Source organism: Prochlorococcus marinus XMU1405 (genome assembly GCF_017696275.1).
GTDB lineage: Bacteria > Cyanobacteriota > Cyanobacteriia > PCC-6307 > Cyanobiaceae > Prochlorococcus_A > Prochlorococcus_A marinus_AB.
In genome coordinates this window covers 416,247-433,152 of record NZ_JAAORF010000003.1, presented here as the reverse complement: position 1 = coordinate 433,152, position 16,906 = coordinate 416,247, and the positions used below count along the sequence as shown (strand labels likewise).

The following is a 16,906-nucleotide window of genomic DNA, read 5'->3' as shown; positions in this document are numbered from 1 at the left end:
TTTAATAAAGCAATTTTTTTTAGCTATTATTGTTTACTTTTTTTAAATTAACAAAGTTAATAGTGATTGAATTCTGCTATTTATAAAGATTTAAACGATTTTCAAACTAATTGAAATTGAATTCACAGCTATGATCATCTCTTAAATTAACCATAACTAGAATAATATTAACATCTAATCACCACTAAAGCACGTTGATACATTATTCTAATATTGGTGAAATTTTTTATCTAAAGTGGTTCAAGTAAACGAAAATTATTTAAAACTCAAAGCAGGCTATTTATTCCCTGAAATTGCTAAAAGGGTAAAAATATATTCTCAATCAAATAAGAGTGCTGAAATTATTAAGCTTGGCATAGGAGATGTTACAGAACCATTACCAAGAGCATGTATAGAAGCTATGGGTAAAGCTTTAGATGACATGGCAACAATAAACGGTTTCAGAGGTTATGGACCAGAACAAGGTTATTCTTGGCTGAGAGAAAAAATATCTGAGCATGATTTTATTTCTCGAGGCTGTCAAATTTCACCCGAAGAAATCTTTGTTTCAGATGGTTCTAAATGCGATAGTAGCAATATTTTAGATATTCTTGGCAAAGATAATTCAATTGCTGTAACTGATCCGGTTTACCCTGTTTATGTAGATAGTAACGTTATGACAGGTAGAACTGGAGAAGCTCTCGAAAATGGTACTTATCAAGGTTTAACATATCTGGCAATAAACGAGAGGAACAATTTTTTGCCAAAACTACCTGAAAAAAAAGTGGATATTTTATATCTTTGTTTTCCAAATAATCCAACTGGAGCAACTATTACAAAAAATGAATTGAAAAAGTGGGTTGACTATGCCCTCCAAAATAAATCTCTGATACTTTTTGATGCAGCTTATGAAGCCTTTATCCAAGATAATGATATTCCACATTCAATATATGAGATTGAGGGGGCAAAGGATTGTGCTATTGAATTTAGATCTTTTTCAAAGAATGCAGGATTCACTGGAGTTAGATGTGCTTTTACAGTAATACCTAAGGATCTAAAAGGTTTGAGTTCAACAAATGAAGAAATAGAGTTATGGCCTCTTTGGAATAGACGACAATCTACAAAGTTCAATGGAGTAAGTTATGTGGTTCAGAAAGGTGCAGAGGCTGTTTATTCTCCTGAAGGGAAAAAACAGGTGAAAGGTTTAATTGATTTTTATATGGAAAATGCAAAAATTATGAAAAATAAACTTCAGAATTCAGGATATAAAGTTTATGGTGGGGACAATGCTCCTTATATCTGGATTAAAGTTCCAGATCAAATGACATCTTGGGACTTTTTTGATTTCCTTCTCCAAAAAGTTAGTGTAGTAGGAACACCTGGGAGCGGATTTGGATTAGCAGGAGAGGGTTATTTTCGATTGTCAGCATTTAACTCACGATCAAACGTTCTTGATGCAATGGAAAGAATAATTAATATATAATTACTAGTACAATTTAAACTCTAATAAATTTAATGCTATCTATAAAGTTAGAACAAAGTGCAAATAATAATTCAGCAGTGATTGAAAAAAAACCTGCTGAATTAAAAAATAAATCTCCAAAATATAAGGTTTTGCTTCATAATGACCCAGTAAATTCTATGGAATATGTCACTATTTCACTACGAGAGGTTGTTCCGCAATTAAGTGAACAAGATGCTATAGCAATAATGCTTGAAGCACACAATACGGGCGTGGGTCTAGTAATTGTTTGTGATTTAGAGCCAGCAGAATTTTACTCAGAATCATTAAAATCTAAAGGAATTTCTAGTTCAATTGAGAAAGAGGATTAATAACGGTTGAATTTGTTATTTAGAGTGAGCTAATTTCCTTTGTGATAAAGGACGCACTTTTAGGGATTCCTTTAAGGAAGACTTTCCATATTCTCTTTCAAGAATGTCAATAACTGTTTTGCCAAATTCGTCTTCTAGATTATCAAAAGCTTCTAAGCAAACCTGACCAAGCTTTTTTCCAAGTGACCCTGGATTCCAGAGAAGTTTTCTCGCTGTCCAGGGCATCATGCTCATTGGATTATAATTTGGCTTCAAAATTTTATTCTCCAAAGCGTATTTCTCAAGAAGAGTGTGAGGTTGCAAACCTATAAAGAATATAGCTGGATCAACTAAGCCTTTACCAAAAATATTTTCTAATTCTCTATGGTAAGCAATTGTTTGTCTTATGGTGCTGGGCGTTTCATCAAAAACATTAAATGAATAATTAACTGAAACATGATTCTTGAAACCGGATTTGACTAACATTCTGCAATTATTTAATACAGTTTCAAGGTCATAAGCTAATCTCATTTTTCTAACAAGTTCTTGAGATCCCGAGGTGATACCTATTTCAAAATAGCTCATACCTGTATCAACCATTAGCTGAGCTAGCTCAGCATCAATATTATCTGCTCTGATGTATGCAGCCCAATTAATATCGTCCCAGCCTTGGTCCTTAATTGCTTGCAAAAGTGTTTTTGCATCTTCAATATGTTTTTTGGCTGGAATAAATTGTGCATCTGTGAACCAAAATCCCCTTACTCCAAGATCATATAATTGCTTCATTTCTTTGATTACTTCCTTAACAGGATTAACGCGAACCTGCTTCCCCTCCACAACTGTGTAAACACAGAAACAACAATTATGAGGACAACCTCTTTTTGTTTGTACCCCTACGTAATAATCGCCACCTTCTATATACCAATCGAATTCAGGCCATATTGATTTAATGTATTTATAGTTGCAGGCTGTTTTTACAGTTCCTGAAGGTTGTTCATGTATTAATTTGTTCCGAGGTGTTTGTCCAGCAATATAACATCTTTCATCTTCTATTGAATCTCCTCTAATTATTTTTTCTATGAGATTTTCTCCCTCTCCAACTGAAATTACAGTTCCTTTTGGGAGTAGATTCCCCAATTGTTCATAGAAGACACTAACAGCCCCACCTCCTAAAATTACTTTTACATTTTTATTGTATTTTTGTGCTCTTTTTAGTCCCATCTTGACTAAAGAAGTATTTCTATATATTTCTCCATAATGAGATGCAATTAATTTTAATCCTCCCCAGGAACCTCTAATTTTTTTAAAGATATTTTTTGAGTAGAAAACTTCAAAAGAGTTTTGTAGGGGATTTCCACTTCTACCATCAACAGGTGCATAAATTTGTATATCTCTCCATGAAAAAATGATTAGATGTGGTCTAAATTGATCAATTTTTCTAGCTAAATATTTGGAAACTTTATTAGATGGAATTATTGCTAAATCAATGAATTGCTGCTCTAAAACTGGAAAACATTTATGAATATGGTCTGCTAAATAAATAGGACCTATTGGAAATATTGGATTACATGGCAATCTTACAGTTAATATTTTTCCATAGTGCTTTCTTTGGTAATTTTTTTTATTTAATTTTTCGAACTTCAAATTAAAATTCATGTTATGAAATTTAATGAATTTATTTCTTTTAAGAATCTAACTACTTTATTACTAATTTGGAGAAATTAAAAATCCTAAGAAAATACTTGTGAAAATTTTATTTAATTCACATATCAGAAATCATATAAATCCAGCATACTTTTAGAAGTTTTAATCCATCTATCCATCTAGATATATTTGGTGCTCCAGATTTTCTAGCGTAATATCTAACAGGATAATTTAGTATTTTAATGTTATTTTTCGCAGCTTCAAATATTATTGTAAAGTCTCCAAATGGGTCAGACTTGGAATCCCAACTTCCGTTTTGTTTCATAAGTTTAAAGAATTTTCTTGAAAAAACTTTTGTTCCACAGAGTGAATCTGATACAGGCTTATTTATTAGTATTGATAGAAAAATTGCGAAGAGTCTATTTCCTATATAATTTGCCCATCTCATCGCATCTTTTTCCATTGGAAAAGTTGTGCGGGCGCAATTGATAAGGATATTTTTATTTTTGGTTGATTCCATAATTGCTGCAATACTGTCATCAATATCTACTGTAAAATCACTATCAATTATGGCGAGAGTTTCACCTGAAGAAATATTAAATCCCTCCACGACTGCATTTTTCTTCCCTTTAGAAGTTTGTTTTAAAAGAGATATCTTGAAGAAATTTGAGAAATTTTCTTTTAATTCATTCAAAATTTCATATGTATTATCATTGCTATTGCCTTCAACGAATATAATTTCTAAATTATTCCGAATGTTTTTGAATTTATTTAAAGCATTAATTAAAAGTTCTTTATTACCAGCTTCATTTCTTGCAGGAATTACTATTGATATTAAATGTTCAGAATTATTTTCACTATATTTATAAAAAACTATTTCGAGTTCATAGGCGAGTTGTTTGATGATTGGTATTTTCCGAAAAATATTTTTAATAGATTTTGGAATTACCTTAGTGGGCATAGGAGTTAGTTTTTTTGCTTTCCATCTAATTGATCTGTAGTTATAAATTTCTGCTAGAGATTCGATATCGCATAAAGTTATTCTTGCTTTGCTAGTAGTTTCTCTAAAAATTCTTGAATCTAATTTTAGCCATCTAGTGATTGGCTCCCAAGTATTACCACGAACTTTAATTGAAATAAATTCGTTATTGTCTTTGAATAATTGATGAAGTTTATTATTAGTTAAGTTCCAACTATTAACAGATCTCATTATTGAAGATTATTATCGACACTTATTATAAATGGATTTTTTACTTTTTTAATATTAATTTCCATGGATTTAAAATATCATTTTCGTATATCACTTCATAAGAATCATCATTATTTTTTATTGCTTTAAGGTCAGTTGTCCATGCTAATTCAGATTTTTTTAATTGATTAATACTTTCTAATCCCATACCTAATTTAGGTGTTGCTAAAGAAATCCTGATGATTTTTGATTGGGATCGAGAATCGTTGATTCCTTTTTTATCAACCATGATCGTTTGATTTTTTACTAAATCAAGGGATGAAACATATTCCATTTTCTCTCTTAGTTCTCTAGATCTATCAGTGAATAAACCTGATTGCAAAATAAATGAAGTGAATAAGTAAGGCCCAATTATGAGAGTTATTAATATTTCTTTGTACGAATTTTTATGTCTTATTAACGACCAAGCAAACCCGAAAGATAATAATCCAAGCATTATAAATGTGTTTTCCTTTGTATTAAGATTAATTGAATCTTTAAAGAAAAAATAATATGTGAAAGTAAGAGCAAATATAAATAATGGAATTATTTTTGAAGTCATAAATATAAAAAACCGACTATATCTATAAGAATTGAATAAAAATTTTATTCCTACATAAGTATTTAATGAAAAAATAGATGAGATTTGTAGAGCATAGTAGGGTGTTTTTGTAGAGAAAATGCTAAGGACCGCCACTAAAATCAAGGGGAAAAAAGCAAGTATATATTTATTCTCCTTACTTTGAGAAATGTTATATGTTATGCCAATAATTGTGAAAAAACTCCATGGCAGAAATGTTAAAGGTATATTCCAGAAATAATAATAGAAAGGATTTGTGAAAGTATTTTTACTTGATAGAAAGTTAAACTTTTCGAATAAGTAAAAAATAATATTTTTGTCTAAATAAGGGTTGATAGAAAAAGTCCACAATAAAAAAGGAATGAATCCAATAAGTAGTCCCAACCAAAAGAATTTGACGAATAAAAAATTTTTTTTAAAAAAAATATATGGTATGAGTGATAATAACGGTACAAAAACTAAAAAAGTTTTCATAATAAAAGCTAAACCAATCCAAATTCCAAAAAGCAGAATATAGAATTTGTTATTTTTACTTTTTATTTTGACTAAAGCTAATACTCCAATAGTTACTAAACATGAATAAATAATATCTTGAGTGGCTAAGTGTGAGTAGTCAAACCATAGATATGTTGTAGCAAGGATTAGTGGAGATATAATTGCATATTTTTTATTAAATAATTCTTCATGTAATTTATAAGTTGTAAATAGCATTAATATTGAAGCAACTGTTGTTGGTAGATATGCAGAAAAAATATTTCTTCCAAATAACTCTTGTGACTTTGCTATTAAAAACTGTAATCCTATTGTTCTATCTAAAACATATTCATCCCACCAAAGAGGAATTGTCCAGTTACCTTTTTCTAATATCCATCTAGCTTGTAGTGCATAATAACCTTCATCAAAGGCAATATAACTTCTTTTGCCAAAATAAAATATAAGAGGAATAAAAACAAATACTTTAAAAAGATATCTAAATTTTAAAATTTTATTAACCATTTTAATTTGCTTTTTAAGTGCCGATAATTGGAATTGAACCAATGACCTACTGTTTACGAGACAGTTGCTCTACCTCTGAGCTATACCGGCCAAATTAAATATTGAATTTTTCATATAGACTTAATTTTATAATTGAAAGAATTTATGTCAAAAATAGATCCTGAATTGAAAAAGAAATTGTTAAAGGAATCCCAATCTCCTTTCAAGGGATTAAGAAGAATATTGTGGATAGCTTTTAGCGGCTCTGCATTTTTGGGGCTTATTATAATGCTTTCCAGAATTGCAAGCGGAACCGAATTACAGCAAAATAACCTTCTTATACAGTTGGGTGCTTGTGTTATTTTTCCGACTTTATTAATCTTTGATAGAAATAAAGATTAATGAGTTAGATGTTTAATTATTGTGATAATGTCCTCTTTTTGGTGACAAATTTGAATGCTTCGATTATATCTCCTTCAATCCATGTAGAGAATTTATCACAGCCAACTCCACATTCAAATCCTGTATTTACTTCTTTTACATCATCTTTAGCTCTTTTTAGAGAATCTAAATTACCCTCAAATATTACTTTCTCTGATCTAATAACTCTCAGAGAACAATTCCTTTGTAATTTGCCAGTTTGTATATAACAGCCCGCAATAGCTCCTTTACCGACTGCGAAAGTTGCTCTAACTTCGGCTCTTCCTAATGATTCTTCTACAAGGTCGGGTTCAAGGAGACCTTCCATAGCTAATTGAATGTCTTCTAAGAGTTTATAAATTACTTCATATTCTCTTATATCAACGTCATTAGCATCAGCTGCTCTTTTTGCGCCAGATGCTAATGAGGTGTTGAACCCAATGATTACTGAACCGGAGGCAGCAGCAAGATCTATGTCTGTCTCAGTAATTTCTCCAGGTGCAGAAAGTAGAACTCTTACTTGAACTTCATTTTTTGGTAATTGTTCTAGAGATCCCAATATCGCTTCAACACTACCTTGAACATCTGCCTTAAGAATTAAGTTTAATTCTTTCAATTCTCCATCATTTGCTTTAGTAGACAAAGAGGATAAGCTAACTCTCCTAGAAGCCATTTGCTGAGCCAATTTTGTTGCTCTGGCATCTGTAGCTCTGTCTCCGACTATTGCTCGAGCAGCTTTTTCATCAGCATAGACTTCAAATTCATCACCTGCTGTTGGTACCTCACTAAAGCCTAATGCTTCCACTGGGCATGATGGTGCTGCTTCTTTGATTCTATTGCCATGTTCATCAACCATCGCCCTAATTTTCCCAAGGACTGAGCCTGCAGCCAAAACATCCCCGGATTTTAATGTACCGTTTTGTACTAACAAAGTTGCTACAGGTCCTTTGGCTTTATCCAAGTGAGCTTCTATAACTGTACCTTTTGCCGATCTTTCAGGATTAGCTTGCAAATCTTCAACTTCTGAAACTAATAAAATCATCTCAAGCAATTTATCAATATTTTGTTTTTTGATGGCACTTACTGGAACCATCACAGTATCTCCTCCCCAATCTTCAGCAATTAAATCTTTTTCGGAAAGTTCTTGCTTGACTCTTTCAGGAGATGCCCCTTCTTTATCAATTTTATTTATTGCAACAACAATTGGTACTTTTGCAGCTCTTGCATGACTAATGGCCTCGAGAGTTTGAGGTCTGCAACCATCATCAGCGGCTACTACAAGAACAGCAACATCAGTAACCTTTGTGCCTCGTGCTCGCATTGCTGTAAAGGCTTCGTGACCAGGGGTATCTAGGAAAGTTAATTTTTTCTTTTTTGATTCATGTTCAAATTCAACTTGATAAGCTCCAATATGTTGTGTAATACCTCCTGCTTCTCCCGAAGCAACTCTTGATTCTCTGATGGAATCTAAAAGACTTGTTTTCCCATGATCAACATGACCCATTACTGTAATAACAGGTGGCCTTTTTATAAGATTATCAATATCATCTGATTCAATCATATCTACTGTTTTTTCAGCAGCTTCTTGGATATCATCTTGCAAAACAGGAACTCCAAATTCTTCTGCTACTGTTTCGATAGTTGCTAAGTCTAGAGATTGGGTTACGGTTGCTGTTATTCCTTTAAAGAAAAGAGATTTAATTATTTCAGAACTTTCAAGACTTAATTTATCAGCTAATTCTTGCACTGTTAAATTTTCTTCTGGAACTATTATCATCTCAGGTCTTACTCGTTTGGCCTCTTTTGCAGCCTTAAGTTCCATAGCTCTTCTTTTCTGCCTTTGCCTAGTTGTTTCTTTTTTCTTTTTCTTAAATTGTTTTATATTTTTTTGAGATTTAGTTTCATCAGATTTTTCTTTTTTGGGACGCGCTAAACTAGCTGATAAAATTGAAATTTTTTCACCTGAATATCCACTGGTCTCAGATGTTAATGAATCATCATTTTCTCCGATAATATGTACTTTCTGTCTTTGTTTCTGATTATTTTTACTTCTTAAAGCTTCTAATTTTGCACTGTCATCCCAATCTGTCCTCCCTGGTTTTTTTGAACTATTTGAAAATGTTCTATTTGGCGTTTTTTTGGAACCTGGGGCCGTATTTAAACGGCTATTGGGAGCTTTAACCTTTTGTTTTGGTGTTTCAATATTTTGTTTTTCATTATTTTTTATTGCAGGGTTGTCTTTCTCAGGTTTATTAGTTTTTTGTAGTTGCAAAAGTTCATTAGGCGATACTGGTTTCCTAATTCCTGCAGATTTCGGACCATTGAATTTAGAACCAGGCCTGTTGGATATACCATTTCTGTTGGGTGCACCAGGTCGATTAGGATTGACTTGTCTATTAACTGATCCTGCTCTGCCTTGATCTGATGGTTTGTTTCTGAAGCCAGGTCTGTTGGATATGCCAGGTCTGCTGGGTGCACCAGGTCTGCTGGGTGCACCAGGTCGATTAGGATTGACTTGCCTATTAACTGAACCTGTTCTGCTTTGATCTGATGGTTTGTTTCTGAAGCCAGGCCTGTTGGGTATGCCAGGTCTGTTGGGTATGCCAGGTCTGTTGGGAACACCAGAACTGTTTGATGCATTTTGTTTAAAAGAAAAGTTTTGATTGTTATTTTGCTTATTAAGATCGTCTCTTCTTATCGGAGCTCCTACCAATTCAGGGGGATTAATCTTATTATTAAAATTTTTTGTTTGAGTTTTGTTCGCATTTTGAGAAGGGTTGCTTGATATTTTTCTTTTGTCCCCTGAATTAGTTATGTTTTTAGGAGATTCAATAGATTTATGGTTATTATTTATGTTCTTAGGCTTTGCAATTAATTGAATAGTTGGTCTCGCAGGACTTTTGATAGGTGGGATTGTGTTTTTTTGGAAAGCTTTCGTATCCTGGTTGAATTTTTGTGAAGGTTGACTCTTTTTTGAATTTGAATTTGAGAGGTTTGCTTGAGATTGTGAACTATTTACGATAGTCGGTTTATTAATATTTGTAGATTTATTTGTATTTATTTTTTGACTATCAGGTTTATTAAGAGGTTTTATCAATTGTGGCTTTTTGTTTGAATTATCTTTGAAAGGTTTACCTTTTACAGAATGGATATTAGGAGATTTTTCTCCTATATTTTGTTTGACATTGTCTTTTTTAATTGAAGGTTTATTAACGGAAAGTATTTTTTTATCTGAATTATTTTTTTTATAAATAAGATTTTTTATTTTTTTTGCATCCTCTGCACTAATAGAACTGCTATGGCTTTTGACTGAAATTGAAAGTTTTTGAGCGGCATCTAAAATATCTTTATTGTCCAGATTTAAATCTCTGGAAAGTTCGTAAATTCTAATTTTTTCGCTGATAGTCATTTAATCTGTTTTGTACTCTTTTTAAGTTAGAAGAGGATTCAATTTAATTATATTCCCTTATTGGGATAGAAATTGTAGCTTGTAATTTCTTTTTCAAAATATCAACAAATTCAGGTTCTAAAAATGTTTTTAAAGCTTTCTGAAGCTTTTTTTTAATTTTGGAATCTGAGTAGCATTTTTTTGACTTGCAAATGTAAGCTGATCGACCCATTCCCTCATGAAACATAATGCCTTTCTTATGATCTTTGGTAATCTTTATAAGATTTTTCCTGTCATATGATTTTCTACAGGAAATGCATATACGCAAAACGGGTTTTTTTTGGATCAATTTTTTCACTCCTCTTTAGCGGATATTTCGCTATCTTGAACCGTCTCTAATTGATCATTATCTAAAAATTCTTCTTGGTATTGTTCTTCTTCATATTCTTGATCATCTTCAGGAAGAGGGTAAAGCTCTCTTAATCTTGCATCTTCTGCAGCACGCTCAGCTTGTTCTGCTTCTAATCTTAATTCTGCTTCTCGTTGGAGATTCTCTTCATCTTCTCTTTGAACGATTAATTCAGAAACTGCAGCATCTTCAGCTTCCTGATCATATTCATGTGAGTTTTTAACATCAATCTTCCAACCAGTTAATCTTGCAGCAAGTCTTACATTTTGACCTTCTCTACCGATTGCGAGACTTAATTGATCAGGAGGAACTAATACGTGCGCATGTTGCCCTTCAGGGTCAACTAATCTTACTAGATCGACTTTCGCAGGACTTAAAGAATTTAAAATATATTGAATTGGATCAGATGACCATTTAATAACATCAATTTTTTCTCCTCTTAATTCATTAACTACTTGTTGAATTCTTGCTCCTCGAGCTCCAATACAAGCACCTACAGGATCTACTTCTTGTTCAACACTATCAACAGCTACTTTTGTTCTTGGTCCAACGGCTCTTGAAGGAGGGTTGGCTTCTCTAGAGACTGCAACAATTTTTACTGTACCTTCCTGAATTTCTGGCACTTCATTTTCAAATAAATAAACTACTAAACCAGCATTTGCTCTACTTACAAAAAGTTGTGGACCTTTTCTGGCTACTTCGCTAACTTCTTTCAAAAATACTTTGAAAGTTGCATTTGCTCTGTAATTATCATTTGGTAATTGATCTCTCTTGGGAAGTTCTGCCTCCACTTCAGGTCTACCAATACCGGAACTAACTCCCATAATGACCGATTGTCTTTCAAATCTTATAACTCTTGCAGTTAAGACAGGATCTTCTAAATCTGCAAATTCTTCTTGGATCATTTTTCTTTGTTGATCTCTTAATTTTTGGGCTAAAACTTGCTTTGTTGTTGAGGCAGCCATTCGCCCAAAATCTTCTTTTTCCGGAGTAACGTCTAAAACTACTGTGTCACCTATTTGAGCATCATCAGCGACTTGTTGAACTTCTAATAGAGATATTTGATGATCTTCACTCTCCACATCTTCAACAATTACCTTACTAGACAATATCCTGTAACCCTCTTCGTCTAAATCGAGTCCAACATCAAAATTACTAAAATATTCTTCATCAAATGGATCTTGATTAACTCCAATATAAAAAGTTCGTCTATATTTTTCATATCCTTTTAAAAGAGCTTCGCGTAATGCTGCTTCCACGATATTAGGAGGTAACTTTTTTTCCTCACTAATGTCTTCAATGAGATTGTTTAAACCTGGGAGAATAACTAATGCCATCTATGATGGGAAAATTGAATAATGGGTGAAAATAATTAATCTTTTAATGTACAAAGACTAATCTTTAGTACTTCATCAAAAGGGATTTTATTAATCTTACCTTTTATGTTAATGGCTAAGTAATCTTTAGACTTTTCATAAAGTAAACCATTCAGAAATTTAATTTTTGAATTCTTCTGGTTTAGCTCAACATTAACTGGAAAACCCTTAAAAGTTTTGAAGTCTCTTTCTGAGGTTAATTCATCACTGACCCCTTGACTACTAATTTCTAACACATATGAACAATTTAAAAGATTTGAATTTTCTATTTCTTCAGATGCTGGGGTATTAAATAGCGCACAATCATCGAGTGAAATATCATCACCATTTGTTTTACTAATGATGATTTTAACAACAATTGGATTTTGATTGGTTTGTATATTTAAATTGCAGATTTCGAAATTCCATTGATTCGCAACTTTTTTTAATAGAGTTTCTAATTTACTTCTATTTTCTTTGTTCAAATTTAATTCAAAAACTTTATTTAAAATAATTCTCACATATATGAAGAGTTTTTTCTAAAAAAATTTAAAAATTTGTATTTTATGGATGTAAACAAAAAAACAACAATAATATATTTCTTCAATTAGATTTACTTTATAAATTCAAAAAAATATTAAATACATGAATTCTCTCAAGATTAAATTTATTAATTTAATCCAATTATTCATTATTATTTGTTTTTGTTTATTTAATTTCACTCAAAAAGCTGAAGTTTTAGCTTTGACCTCTTCAGAAAGTCACAATTTTGTATCATCTGCAGTAAAAAATGTTGGACCAGCAGTTGTTAAAATTGATACTGAGCGATTGGTTGAGAGGCAACAATTTGATCCCACTTTACTAGACCCTTTATTGAGGGATTTACTTGGTGAGCAAGGAATTTCTCCAGAGAGAGAGAGAGGTCAAGGCTCTGGAGTAATTATTAATCAAGATGGTTTGGTTCTTACAAATGCTCATGTTGTTGAAAGAGTAGATGATGTTTCGGTAACATTGGCGGATGGTACAGTCTGTGATGGGCAAGTCTTAGGAACTGATGCAATAACAGATTTAGCTTTAGTAAAAATTGATAAATCTACTTATTCTAACTTTGCCCCTCTAGGTAATTCTGAAGATCTTGAAGTTGGAGATTGGGCAATCGCACTAGGTACTCCATATGGTTTAGAAAAAACAGTTACCTTAGGAATCGTAAGTAGCCTTCATAGGGATATTAATAGTCTTGGTTTTTCAGATAAAAGGCTTGATCTTATTCAGACTGATGCTGCAATAAATCCAGGAAATTCAGGCGGACCACTGATTAATTCAAATGGGGAGGTAGTAGGTATAAATACTTTAGTTAGAAGTGGCCCAGGAGCTGGTCTGGGCTTCGCTATCCCAATTAATTTAGCTAAAAGTGTTTCTGACCAGTTGCTTAAAAATGGTGAAGTTATTCATCCATATTTAGGCGTCCAATTGATTTCTTTGAATCCTAGAATTGCGAAAGAACATAATCAAGATCCTAATTCGCTTGTACAACTACCTGAAAGAAATGGAGCTTTAATTCAATCAGTTATTCCTAATAGTCCTGCTGAAAAAGCTGGTTTAAGAAGAGGTGATCTGGTAATAGCAGCCGAAAATATCTCTATAAAAGAACCAAAAGCTTTACTAGATGAAGTAGAGAAAGCTGAAATAGGTAAAGTATTTCTATTAAATGTTTTAAGAGATAATAAAGAGATAAAGATTAACATCAAACCAGAACCTCTCCCAGGTTTGACATAAATCACTGATTGAAATTTAATAATCTATAAACCTTAAGAAAAAGATTTTGGATTCTCAAACGCAAATGAAACAAATAGTTGCTGATGCAGCAATTAATGAAATAAAGAGTGACATGGTTATCGGATTAGGATCTGGATCTACAGCTGCCCTAATGATAAAAAGTCTTGCTAATGAAATTCGTTCTGGGAAACTTAAAAATATAAAAGGTGTAGCAACTTCCTTTCAATCCGAAGTTTTGGCTCTCGAACTAGATATTCCGCTTATTGATTTAGCTTCTGTTTCTCAAATCGATTTAGCTATTGATGGGGCAGATGAAGTTGATCCAGGATTTCAATTAATAAAAGGGGGAGGTGCATGCCATGTTCGAGAAAAATTAGTAGCATCTAAAGCTAATCATTTATTGATTGTCGTTGACGAAACTAAACTCGTACAAAACTTAAATCAATCCTTCCCTTTACCTGTTGAGGTCCTTCCAAATGCTTGGAAGCAAGTTCAGGAAGTTATTTCAAAAATGAATGGCAATTCCAAGTTAAGAATGGCTACTAAAAAAGCTGGCCCGGTTGTTACTGACCAAGGAAATCTAGTTCTAGATGTATTGTTTAATGATGGTATTAAGAATCCAAGAGACATCGAAATAAGTATTAATAATATTCCAGGAGTACTAGAAAACGGTTTATTCGTTGATCTTACAGACAAAGTATTGGTTGGCAAAATTGAAAACAGTATTCCAGTTGTTTATTCTCCCTCAAAAGTTGGCTAATCTTCAAATCTTATTTGTACAGAGTTAGCATGACTATGTAAGCCCTCACTTTTAGCAAGATTAATAATATCTATACTGTTAACTTTTAAACTTTTTTCATTAAATTCTATTATTGAAGTGTTTTTCATAAAAGTTTCAACTCCTAGAGAACCGCTAAATCTAGAATTTCCTGATGTAGGTAATGTATGATTTGGTCCAGCAAGATAATCTCCAACAGCTTCAGGCGTCCATTTTCCTAAAAATATTGCTCCTGCATTATCTATACCTCCAAGAATTTTTTTTGAATCTAAAGCTATAATTTCTAAATGTTCTGGAGCAAAGTTATTGCTTAATTCAATACATGATTCATGATTTTCGCAAATAACTATTAGTCCCCAATTGTTTATTGATTGCACGCAAATTTCTTTTCTTGGATGATCATCTAATCTTTTATAAATTTCTTCTAAAACTTCTTTTGCCTGACGCGTTGATGTGGTCAAAAGTATTGAAGAAGCTAAAGGATCATGTTCTGCTTGTGCAAGTAAATCGGATGCAATATGTTTACTGTGAGCTGTTTCATCTGCAATGATTAATATTTCACTTGGGCCAGCTAAGGAATCAATTCCAGTAGAGCCATAAATTTGTTTTTTTGCGGTAGTTACATATATGTTTCCTGGGCCTGAAATAACATCAACTTTATCGATTTGATTTGTTCCAAATGCCAAAGCACCTATTGCTTGAGCTCCTCCAATTCTAAAAACTTTATTGATTCCCGATAAATAAGCTGCAGCTAAAACAGTTTTGTTTATTTTCCCTTCTGAATTCCCAGGAGATACCATTGAAATCTCTTGTACTCCTGCAACTTTTGCAGGTATTGCATTCATTAAAACAGTACTAGGATACGCAGCTCTACCTCCTGGAATATAAATACCTGCATGTTTTACAGGCGTCCATCTCCTTTGGACAATGTCACCATGCTCTCCTTTGATGGTGAAAGATGAAGGTATTTCTTGTTCATGGAATTTTTTAATTCTTCTATGTGCTACTTCAAGAGATTGTTTTAAATTACTTTCAATTGTATCCCATGCATGTTTCAACTCACTCTTGCTAACTTGCATAGGGTTAGGGTTGAAACCATCAAATTTTTCTGTATATTTTTCTACGGCTAAATCACCATAAGTTTTTACCTCTTGAAGAATTTCTTCGACAATTGCATTTATCTTATAATTACACTCTGAATTAGTTCTATTAGAAATCCTTTTTAATTCTTGGATAGCCTCTTTTTTATCATTTACAATCTTCATTTTCTTAATTTATATAAATCAAAGGGCGCATCTCATTTTTATAACCTATTTAAATTATATATGATTGATTAGTAGCCGAATTATTTGTTATGATAAGTATCTTATATTTACATAACCTCTGTGGCCAATAACAAATCAGCAAAAAAGAGAATAGAGATTGCCGAAAGAAATCGCCTTATCAATAAATCATATAAGTCTACAGTAAGGACTTTGACTAAAAAAACTTTAGAAAATTGCCAAAAATACAAAAAAGATCCCACTGAGGATAATAAAAATTTAGTGAAAATAAGTCTTAATAACGTTTTTAGTTTAATTGATAAAGCAGTTAAAAAAAATGTTCTTCACAAGAATAATGGGGCTAATAAGAAATCAAAAATCAACAATTTTGTAAAAACTACTTTCACCGCTAAATAAAAATACTGATCAAAGTTATGAGCGATATTGAACTCATAGACTCTCACTGTCATTTAATATTCGAAAATTTTGAGAAAGATCTTGAAGATGTAATCCAAAGATTGCGCTCAAGAGGTGTAAAAAAACTAGTTCATGCATGTTGTGAATTAAAAGAAATTCCTAAGTTAAAAAAATTATCCCATGAGTTTAATGAAATTTTTTATTCAGTGGGTTTGCATCCGTTAGAGGCCGAAAAATGGGAAATAAATTCTAAATCTTTTTTAAGAACCTCCGCTAAAAAAGATAGGAGAGTTGTAGCGATTGGGGAATTAGGTTTAGATTTTTTTAAAAGTGAAAATAAAACTCAGCAAATTAATGCTCTTATTCCACAAATGGAGTTGGCTTATGAACTTGAATTGCCTGTAATTATCCATTGCAGAGATGCTGCAAATGAAATGATCGAGATTTGTAATGAACTTTATGAAAAAGGTAAATGCCCTAGAGGCGTGCTTCATTGCTGGACAGGAACTCCAAAAGAAATGAAGCAATTCTTGGATCTTGGTTTTTATATAAGTTTTAGTGGAATAGTGACTTTTCCAAAAGCACATGAAATTCATGAGTGTGCCAAAATAGTTCCTCCCGATAAATACTTAATTGAAACTGACTCACCCTTTTTAGCTCCTGTCCCCCATAGAGGGAAAAGGAATGAACCTGCATTTGTTGAAAATGTTGCAAATTTCATCGCAGATTTGAGGTCTACGGAATTAGTTAATATTGCAAAAGAGTCATCCAAAAATGCTGAAGATTTGTTTAAATTTGACTTGTTAAGTTGACATAAAAACTGCTACAATTAGAAATTACTGGAAATTTTCTTAATTTTTTAGTTTTAACTTATTCAACTAAT

At 32.2% G+C, this 16,906-nt stretch carries 15 protein-coding genes and 1 tRNA gene; 7 read left to right on the top strand and 9 right to left on the bottom strand.

Going from position 1 to position 16,906, the window contains the following annotated elements; translation table 11 throughout:
• The first annotated feature begins 235 nt into the window (after positions 1 to 235).
• The gene (locus HA148_RS08405; RefSeq protein ID WP_209131883.1) at positions 236 to 1,462 is read left to right on the top strand and encodes an LL-diaminopimelate aminotransferase; all 1,227 of its coding nucleotides are present in this window, start codon (positions 236 to 238) and stop codon (positions 1,460 to 1,462) included.
• Positions 1,463 to 1,494: 32 nt separating this feature from the next.
• Positions 1,495 to 1,812, top strand: coding sequence for an ATP-dependent Clp protease adapter ClpS (gene clpS, locus HA148_RS08400; protein WP_162504011.1), 318 nt, complete (start codon positions 1,495 to 1,497; stop codon positions 1,810 to 1,812).
• 15 nt (positions 1,813 to 1,827) lie between these two features.
• Here the strand turns inward: clpS and HA148_RS08395 are convergent, their stop codons facing one another.
• The 4 genes from HA148_RS08395 to HA148_RS08380 form a co-directional block, all read right to left on the bottom strand.
• Positions 1,828 to 3,447 (bottom strand): photosystem II high light acclimation radical SAM protein, encoded by a 1,620-nt coding sequence (locus HA148_RS08395; protein ID WP_209131881.1) that lies wholly within the window; start codon positions 3,445 to 3,447, stop codon positions 1,828 to 1,830.
• Positions 3,448 to 3,553: 106 nt separating this feature from the next.
• Positions 3,554 to 4,645, bottom strand: a complete 1,092-nt coding sequence (locus HA148_RS08390; protein ID WP_209131879.1) for a glycosyltransferase family 2 protein — start codon at positions 4,643 to 4,645, stop codon at positions 3,554 to 3,556.
• Between the two features lie 40 nt (positions 4,646 to 4,685).
• The gene (locus tag HA148_RS08385) at positions 4,686 to 6,239 is read right to left on the bottom strand and encodes an ArnT family glycosyltransferase (protein ID WP_209131877.1); all 1,554 of its coding nucleotides are present in this window, start codon (positions 6,237 to 6,239) and stop codon (positions 4,686 to 4,688) included.
• A gap of 18 nt (positions 6,240 to 6,257) precedes the next feature.
• Positions 6,258 to 6,329 (bottom strand) — tRNA-Thr (locus HA148_RS08380).
• 54 nt (positions 6,330 to 6,383) lie between these two features.
• On the opposite strand from HA148_RS08380, the gene HA148_RS08375 reads away from it, so the two are divergent.
• On the top strand, positions 6,384 to 6,620 hold the full coding sequence (locus HA148_RS08375; protein ID WP_209131875.1) for a DUF3493 domain-containing protein: 237 nt from the start codon (positions 6,384 to 6,386) through the stop codon (positions 6,618 to 6,620).
• A 16-nt stretch (positions 6,621 to 6,636) separates the two neighbouring features.
• On the opposite strand, the gene infB is transcribed toward HA148_RS08375, so the two are convergent.
• From infB to rimP, 4 genes are read right to left on the bottom strand one after another with little or no spacing between them, the layout of a single operon-like run.
• Positions 6,637 to 10,047 (bottom strand): translation initiation factor IF-2, encoded by a 3,411-nt coding sequence (gene infB, locus HA148_RS08370; RefSeq protein ID WP_209131873.1) that lies wholly within the window; start codon positions 10,045 to 10,047, stop codon positions 6,637 to 6,639.
• 43 nt (positions 10,048 to 10,090) lie between these two features.
• Positions 10,091 to 10,375 carry a YlxR family protein gene (locus HA148_RS08365; protein ID WP_245152047.1) on the bottom strand — a complete coding sequence of 95 codons (285 nt, stop codon included), beginning with the start codon at positions 10,373 to 10,375 and terminating at the stop codon, positions 10,091 to 10,093.
• A 5-nt stretch (positions 10,376 to 10,380) separates the two neighbouring features.
• Positions 10,381 to 11,772, bottom strand: coding sequence for a transcription termination factor NusA (gene nusA, locus HA148_RS08360; protein WP_209131871.1), 1,392 nt, complete (start codon positions 11,770 to 11,772; stop codon positions 10,381 to 10,383).
• 35 nt (positions 11,773 to 11,807) lie between these two features.
• Positions 11,808 to 12,275, bottom strand: coding sequence for a ribosome maturation factor RimP (gene rimP, locus HA148_RS08355; RefSeq protein ID WP_209132217.1), 468 nt, complete (start codon positions 12,273 to 12,275; stop codon positions 11,808 to 11,810).
• Positions 12,276 to 12,435: 160 nt separating this feature from the next.
• Between rimP and HA148_RS08350 the strand changes: the two genes are divergently transcribed.
• Positions 12,436 to 13,566, top strand: coding sequence for a trypsin-like peptidase domain-containing protein (locus HA148_RS08350; RefSeq protein ID WP_209131868.1), 1,131 nt, complete (start codon positions 12,436 to 12,438; stop codon positions 13,564 to 13,566).
• Positions 13,567 to 13,612: 46 nt separating this feature from the next.
• Positions 13,613 to 14,326, top strand: a complete 714-nt coding sequence (gene rpiA / locus HA148_RS08345) for a ribose-5-phosphate isomerase RpiA (protein ID WP_348535246.1) — start codon at positions 13,613 to 13,615, stop codon at positions 14,324 to 14,326.
• On the opposite strand, the gene hisD is transcribed toward rpiA, so the two are convergent.
• Positions 14,323 to 15,609 carry a histidinol dehydrogenase gene (gene hisD / locus HA148_RS08340; RefSeq protein WP_209131864.1) on the bottom strand — a complete coding sequence of 429 codons (1,287 nt, stop codon included), beginning with the start codon at positions 15,607 to 15,609 and terminating at the stop codon, positions 14,323 to 14,325. The two genes, rpiA and hisD, sit on opposite strands and share 4 nt — an antisense overlap.
• 120 nt (positions 15,610 to 15,729) lie before the next feature.
• Between hisD and rpsT the strand changes: the two genes are divergently transcribed.
• Together rpsT and HA148_RS08330 are read left to right on the top strand one after the other, a co-directional pair.
• Complete coding sequence (gene rpsT, locus HA148_RS08335) at positions 15,730 to 16,023, top strand: 30S ribosomal protein S20 (protein ID WP_209131862.1); 294 nt, start codon at positions 15,730 to 15,732, stop codon at positions 16,021 to 16,023.
• Positions 16,024 to 16,040: 17 nt separating this feature from the next.
• A complete protein-coding gene (locus HA148_RS08330) occupies positions 16,041 to 16,835 on the top strand; it encodes a TatD family hydrolase (protein ID WP_209131860.1) in 795 nt (264 codons plus the stop codon).
• Positions 16,836 to 16,906: the final 71 nt, after the last annotated feature.